3 protein-coding genes are annotated in these 7,133 nt (G+C 63.8%); all 3 read left to right on the plus strand.

Features of this window, described 5'->3' with window-relative positions:
* The first annotated feature begins 73 nt into the window (after positions 1–73).
* Entirely contained in the window at positions 74–4,123 is a 4,050-nt protein-coding gene (locus EHS19_RS02250) for a SpaA isopeptide-forming pilin-related protein (RefSeq protein ID WP_151916190.1), read from the plus strand.
* A 63-nt stretch (positions 4,124–4,186) separates the two neighbouring features.
* Positions 4,187–6,277, plus strand: coding sequence for a SpaA isopeptide-forming pilin-related protein (locus tag EHS19_RS02255; RefSeq protein ID WP_151916191.1), 2,091 nt, complete (start codon positions 4,187–4,189; stop codon positions 6,275–6,277).
* A 355-nt stretch (positions 6,278–6,632) separates the two neighbouring features.
* The coding region (locus EHS19_RS02260; RefSeq protein WP_241677028.1) for an amino acid kinase family protein at positions 6,633–7,133 on the plus strand (501 nt) is incomplete at its 3' end.

A 7,133-nucleotide genomic window follows, 5' to 3' on the forward strand; every position in this document is an offset into this window, starting at 1 on the left:
TGTTCCGGCGTCAGATGAAGTTGGGTAGACGCCGAAACAGGCAGTGAGAACATGAGTAGTAAGGATCATCGAAATGCATACGCTTGAGGGTGCGAAGCGTAGCTTTATTCATCGTGGGATCTGGGCCGCATTGGCGGCGGTCATGTCCGTTTCCATGCTGATCGGATTGTCGGCGCCGGCCGGTGCCCAGCAACTTCTCGCATCCTCTCGAAACGCCAATGCGCGCTCGGTGAATCTCGATCCTGCCGCCGCGCAGTGCGCCGCCGCCGACTGGACTGCGCTCAAGGACTGCGTGGCGAAGGCCACCGGCGACACGCTCGTCACCATCACCGCGTCGATCGCCGTCCCGCGAGGCGAGTCGATCGTTATTGACGGCAAGACCATCGCCCTGACTGCCGACATCGCGGTTGCCACGAACGGCACTTCTGTAAGCGCTTTCACTATCGCGGCCGACGACGACCCCTCCACGGCGCTGTTCACGGTGAGCAACGGCGGCGCGCTCATCGTCGGCAAGGACGCCAAGGACAAGTCATTCGTCTACGCCGGTGCCGCCGACGGCTCGAAGACGCGCCGTTTCGCGCATATCACCACCAAAGGCGCGAGTGGTGCGGCCAACTCGCTGGTCATCAACAACGGCACGTTCACGCGCATGGCCGGCGCGCAGGCGCTGCTCGCATGGAACGAGGGCGACCTGACCATCAATGGCGGCACGTTCAGCGGCAACGTTGCGGCAAACGCAGACAAGATCGTCGCGAACGGAGGCCTGATCCATCAGGTCAACGGCACGACCGTCATCAACAACGGCACATTCACCGGCAATCAGGCCGAGCGCGGCTCCGTGCTGTTCATCGAGAACAACGCGAACGGCTCCAGCGCCACGACGATCAACAACGGCACCTTCTCCGGCAACAAAGCCAATATGGCGGCAGGCGTGATGTTGCAGGACGACCGCGACGGCACGCTGACGATCAACGGCGGTTCGTTCACCGACAACATCGCCGAGACCAAAGGCGGAGCCATCCACAACAACGGCATCATGACCGTCACCGGCGGCACGTTCACCGGCAACAAGGCGCATGGGAACGGCGGGGGCGCGATCTCCGAGGAGGGCAACGCCAAACTTGTCGTCAAGCCGAGCGACGACAACGTCGTGACGTTCAACAGCAACGGCCAGACCTTTGACGATGCCGTGCTCAAGGCCTGCAACACGGTCATAGGCGGCAAGGACGACTGCTGGAAAAACAATAACGACGCGCAGCATTTCGGCGGCGGCGCGATCTTCGCCAACGAGAAAACCGACAATAATGTCACCGGTTACCCCAGCGTGAGCATCACCGGCAACGTGGTCTTCGACGGCAACTATGCCAACAAATGGGGATACATGCTCGGCGGCGGCGCGATCTTCATGTCCGGCGAGCTGTGGGTGCAGAACGACGCTCGCGGCAACCGGCCCAGGTTCATCAACAACTACGCCGGCGTGCGTCAGCGCGAGACCAATGCCGACGGCACGATCAAAACCGTATTCCGCGGAGGTGCGGGCGGTGCGATCTTCCTTGAGGAAGGCACCATGAGCGAGGGCAACGCCAAGTCCTCGTCGATGGCCTACATCATGGGCGGCGATTTTAACAACAACACCTCCGGCTATCTCGGCGGCGCGATCTACACCGAATCGAAGACGGTCACCTACGTGGCCAAGGCCGTCGCCTACGACAACGTTGCCGGTCACTTCGGCGGCGGACTGTGGCTGTGCCCGTCCGGTACCGGCACAGCGTCCAAGGGCGGCAACATCGCCCTGTTCGACAACAGGGTCGACGCCACCATCGATCCGAACAACAGCGCCAACGGCTCGCCCTATCCGAACGACGTGCCCTACAGCGGAACGGCGCTGGTCAAGTGGGAACAGGATGCTGCAGGCAAGTGGCAGCGTGTGACCGACACCGTCAGCGGCACCGGCACGATGGCCGGCGACGACTTCGCCATCATGAACCCGATGTGGAAGCAGGAGATCGATAGCACCGACTTCCAGCTCATGGACACCTGGTTCACCGATCGCGTGAACGCAGCCGTGGACTGGTACGAGGACGGCACTCCGCTCAAGGCGGCAAGCGGCTTCCAGGACTACTTCCAGGACCCGCTCATTGCTTCGCAGGGCGGCTGGCACCACGGCGAGGGCGGCGGCACGAACCTCGCCGTGACGATGACCGGCTCGCGATACGCCGACTCGGATGTGGCGAATCGCGCCAAGGTCGAGATGGACGCCTCGCACATGCACACCATCAAGCTCACCCGCAGGATCTCCTCGACCGACGATTCCCTGACCACTGGCATGGCGCTCAAGGCCGTCGTCCGTGGCGCCAACGAAGCGGAACGCGAACAGACCAAGAACGCCGCCAAAAAGGCCGCGGCGATCACCTTCACCGGCAATGCCGCACGCCTCTCCGGCGGCGCGTTCGCGACCAACGGCGACGTGAAGTTCTCCACCCCGTACCCCGCCTCCTGGTCCAAGACGGACGCCGCGGACACCACCAAGCAGATCGCCGGCGCGCAATGGCTGCTGACCACCGAATACGCCGACGTGACGTTCCACAATGCGGATAACACGACCAGCACGCAGCACATCATCGGCGGTCCGTATGATTCGGCGTTCTACCCGACCGTGTGCGCCACCGACGAGCATGGAGCGACCACCGAGGCCGGCAACACCGCATGGGCATCCGGCATCTGCTGGAAGCCGAGCATCGATGCCAACGGCAAGATCACCGCCTATTCGGCCATCATCAACGACAACATCGCCAACGATGCCACCGCGCCGACCGGCTACTCGTACGCGGGATTCGACAACAACCCCGATGGCGGCGGATTCGACATCAACAACCTTGCCAACGGACGCTACACGCTCACCGAACGCAAGGCACCCACCGGCTATGTGCTCGAAACCAACCCTGACGGCACCGCGAAGACCTACACCTTCACCGTGGCCAACGCTCAGGGCGCATGGAGCAACGGCACCGGACAGAACGCATCCGTCGATCAGGAGATCCCCAACATCAAGCTCAGCGGCGTCTCCTGGGGCAAAATCGACGCCGACACCAACGACAAGGTGCCGGGGTCCACATGGCAGGTGACCCTCATCAGGGACGCCTCCGGCACCCCGGTGACGAACGGCGCCACACACACGGTGACCGACTGCGTGGACGCCGCCGACGCGACCGAGGCGAACAAGTGTGCATCCAAGAACGCAGGCAATGTCTTCGCCGACAAGGACGGCACGGCCGCGGCGGGCATGTTCAACATCGCCGTGGACAAGCCGGGCACCTACAAACTGCAGGAAAGCGCGGCACCCGACGGCTACTGGCAGCCGGCGGGCGACACGTACTACACGTTTACCATCACGGCGAACGACGATGGTGATGTACAATTGCATCAGGCCGATGGCACGACCGCTGTCGCCGGCAACAACATCGTCAACCAGCGGCCCACGGTTTCGTGGTCGAAGGTGGCAACGGACAGCCACACGCTGCTCCCAGGCTCCCGGTGGAGCGTGCGCGGACCGCTGACGAAGAATGCAACCACCGGAACATTGGAGGCGATCAGCGGCAAGACGATCACCGCAAGCGTGACCGACTGCCGAAGCACCAACGGATACTGCGCCACCCAGCCCAACGTGCTGGACGGCGCCGACAAGACCTATCAGGATCTGGACGAGGCCAGCGGCAAACTTCGCATCGCCGGCCTCGCCCCGGCCCCGGATGAACAGACCGAATACTGGTATGAGCTGACCGAGACGCAGGCGCCGAGCGGCTTCGTGACATCGACCGTCGTCTACACGTTCCACGTCGGATATCGTCAGCCGAATACCGATATCCGGATCGACGCCCCGCAGGGGGCATCGCTTCCGGTGCGCCATGATCTCGATCAGGCATCGATCGGTATCAACGCGATCGAAAACGTGCTGGCCGTGGCCGCGCTGCCGTTCACCGGCGGCGGCACGTCCCGTGATTGGATGATTGCCGGCGGCGGCATCGCGATGATTGCGGCGCTCGCCACCGCGACTACACAGATTTGGCGACGTCGCAAGGCGCTCGCCGGAATGCGACCGACGACAAGAGGTCGGACGCGATGATGGACATCCGTTGCAACCAACCATTGCAGGGGGACCAGAAGAAATAGGGAAGGAAGCAGACCCATGAAGATGAGGAAACTATTCGCCGGTCTTGCCGCGGCGGCAACGCTGCTGAGCGGACTCGCGCTCGGCGCCGGTGCCGCGAACGCGGCCGAGACGCCGAAGCTGCCGTATCAGCCGCTGACCGACCAGCAGGTCGATAAGGCCGGCAAGGTGACCGAGAACGCCACGTTCAAGTTCACCAGCGAGGAGGCCCGCCAGTGGGGCGTCGGCAACAACCGCGTCATCGAGGCGTACAAGCTCGCCGACTACTATCAGTACGTCGATTCCAACGGCAACGCCGTCTTCGGCGTCGAGACCGCCGACGCCGCCAAGAACGGCGTGAAGGATGGTCTGACCACCGCGCTCAAGGAATACCCGAGCGCTGCGGATCCGGTCGCCATCCCCACCGACGGCACCGACCTGTTCGCGTGGGCGCTTCAGAACGGCTACCTCGACCAGTCCGCGACCAAGCCGTGGACCAACACCGACGGCAGCAACCCGGCGACCGCCAGCACCACCCGCAAGTTCGCCGACGCGCTGAACGCCGCCCTTGCCAAGGATCCGGAGCTGCTGGGCGAGCCCACCGAACTGAGCGTCGCCAACGGCAAGCTCGCCGCCTTCTCGAAGGACGGCACCAGCTACACGGCCGAGCTGCCCGCCGGCATCTACCTGTTCCTCGACGCCACCAAGAGCGACGCGGACGGTGCCGGGTCCGCCAGCGACAAGGACAAGAACTGGATCCAGAACGGCAAGGAGAACGACGCCACGTCGTTCGGCCAGGTCGTCGTCAACTCCGCCCCGATCATCCTCGCCTCCGGTCACCTGACCGCCGGCGACAAGGGCGAGAACTACCTGTACCCGCTGGGCGACCTCGCTCAGGGCGACAACACCGTCGCGTTCAAGAACCACGTCACCCCGGTCACCAAGACCGTGGACGATACCGACAAGACCGTCTCCACCAGCCAGACCGTGCGCTACACGCTGAGCACCGAGCTGCCGCTGACCACCGGCTATGATCCCGCCACCTACAAGTTCACGCTGCAGGACTTCCCCGGCGTGGGCCAGACCGTGAACCTCGCAGGCTTCGACAAGGCCAACGCCGAGAACGCCGACCCGACCGCCGACCTGTCCAATCCCGACACGCTGCGCAACAACGTCGGCAAGTACACCGTCAAGGTGGTTGACGGCGACAAGGTCGTCAAGGAACTCGTCGAGGGCACCGACTTCGATCTGACCACCTCCGCCGAGAACAACGGCAAGGAGATCGTGGGCGCCGCCGACAAGGCCGCATGGTTCACGCTGAACTTCTCCAAGCTCATCAACTCCGCCGACTACAACACGACGCCGCTGTGGGGCAAGAAGGTCGTCGTCGAATACGCGGCGAAGATCACCGCCGTCAAGGCCACCACTGCCGACGATCCCAACAGCGCCGTCAAGAACACCGTCGAGGTCAACGACAACAACGCCGTCGCCCAGCATGGCACCAAGCTCACGCTCGGCCAGTTCGCGTTTACCAAGACCGACGCGCAGGGCAACGCAACCGCCGACATCAACGGCGCCACGTTCGTCATCAAGCCGTACGAGAAGACCAAGGGTAACACCGCGGTCGGCACCCCGGACCCGGATCTGCCCGGCGTGGACGTCAACCGCGACGGCAAGATCGACGAGGACGACGTTGACCACGTGCTCACGCCGCGCACCGGCGAAGGCGTCAACACCTCCGACTCCCGCGCGATCGAGGCCACCGGCAGGAACGGCGTCGTGACGTTCACCGGCCTCGCCGACGGCACCTACGAGGTCACCGAGACCCGCGCACCCGAAGGATTCCTCGGCGGTGCGGTCGCCGTGCGCTTCGTCGTCGTCATCAAGGGCGGCAAGGCCGTCGAGTTCAAGGGCACCGACCTGTGGGGCCTTGCTCCGAGCTCGCCGAACGACGGGCAGGACTCCGAGATCACCGATTACGCGGTCAAGAACGTGCGCAACGTCACCGAGCTGCCGAAGACCGGTGCCGCCGGCATCGCGTTCTTCACGCTGATCGGCGTGCTGCTCGCTTCCGTCGCCGCTCTGGTGTACGTCAAGTCCCGTTCCACCCGGCGCGCGCTGCACGCCTGAGTCGCGATCAGCTGCCGCGATCAGCTGCCGACTAGGTCGGCTGCTGACTGATTGATTGGCTGAATTGATTGGCTGACTGAACAACGGCCGTACCCTTCATCGCTCCGGCATATGCCGGCAACACGGTGAAGAGTACGGCCGTTGTTCATATGCGTGATGTGATCATATACGCCATATGCGCTCGTATGCGCTCATATGCGGAAGCGTCCGGCGGCGATCGCATGATCGTCCGCATGATGGGTGAGCGTTCACGAACCGGCCGCCGTCATTCATATAATCGTGCCGATTACGTAGAATGGGCGACGGCGTAAAGCAGAGATCTTATGCCGAGACCTTAAGGGAGAGTGGGACAGCAGTGGCACTCATCGTGCAGAAGTACGGCGGCTCGTCGGTCGCCGATACCGATTCGATCAAACGTGTCGCCAGGCGCGTGGTCGAAACGAAGAAGAAGGGCAACAAGGTCGCCGTCGTGGTGTCCGCCATGGGCGATACCACCGACGATCTCATCGATCAGGCGCTGAGCATCGACTCGAATCCGCCCGAGCGCGAGATGGACATGCTCATGACGGCCGGCGAACGCATCTCCATGAGCCTGCTCGCCATGGCCATCCACGCCGAAGGCAGCCGTGCCCACTCGTTCACCGGTCAGCAGGCAGGCTTCTTCACCGACGCACGCTATGGCGCGGCCCACATCAAGGCCGTCAAGCCCGATCGCGTGAAGAACGCGCTCGCGCAGGGCGACGTGGCCATCGTCGCCGGCTTCCAGGGCATCAACGCGAAGGGCGATGCCACCACGCTCGGCCGTGGCGGCTCGGACACGTCGGCGGTCGCGCTGGCGGTGGCGCTTGGCGCGGAC

The organism is Bifidobacterium jacchi, from assembly GCF_009078285.1.
In the GTDB taxonomy this organism is placed as follows: domain Bacteria; phylum Actinomycetota; class Actinomycetes; order Actinomycetales; family Bifidobacteriaceae; genus Bifidobacterium; species Bifidobacterium jacchi.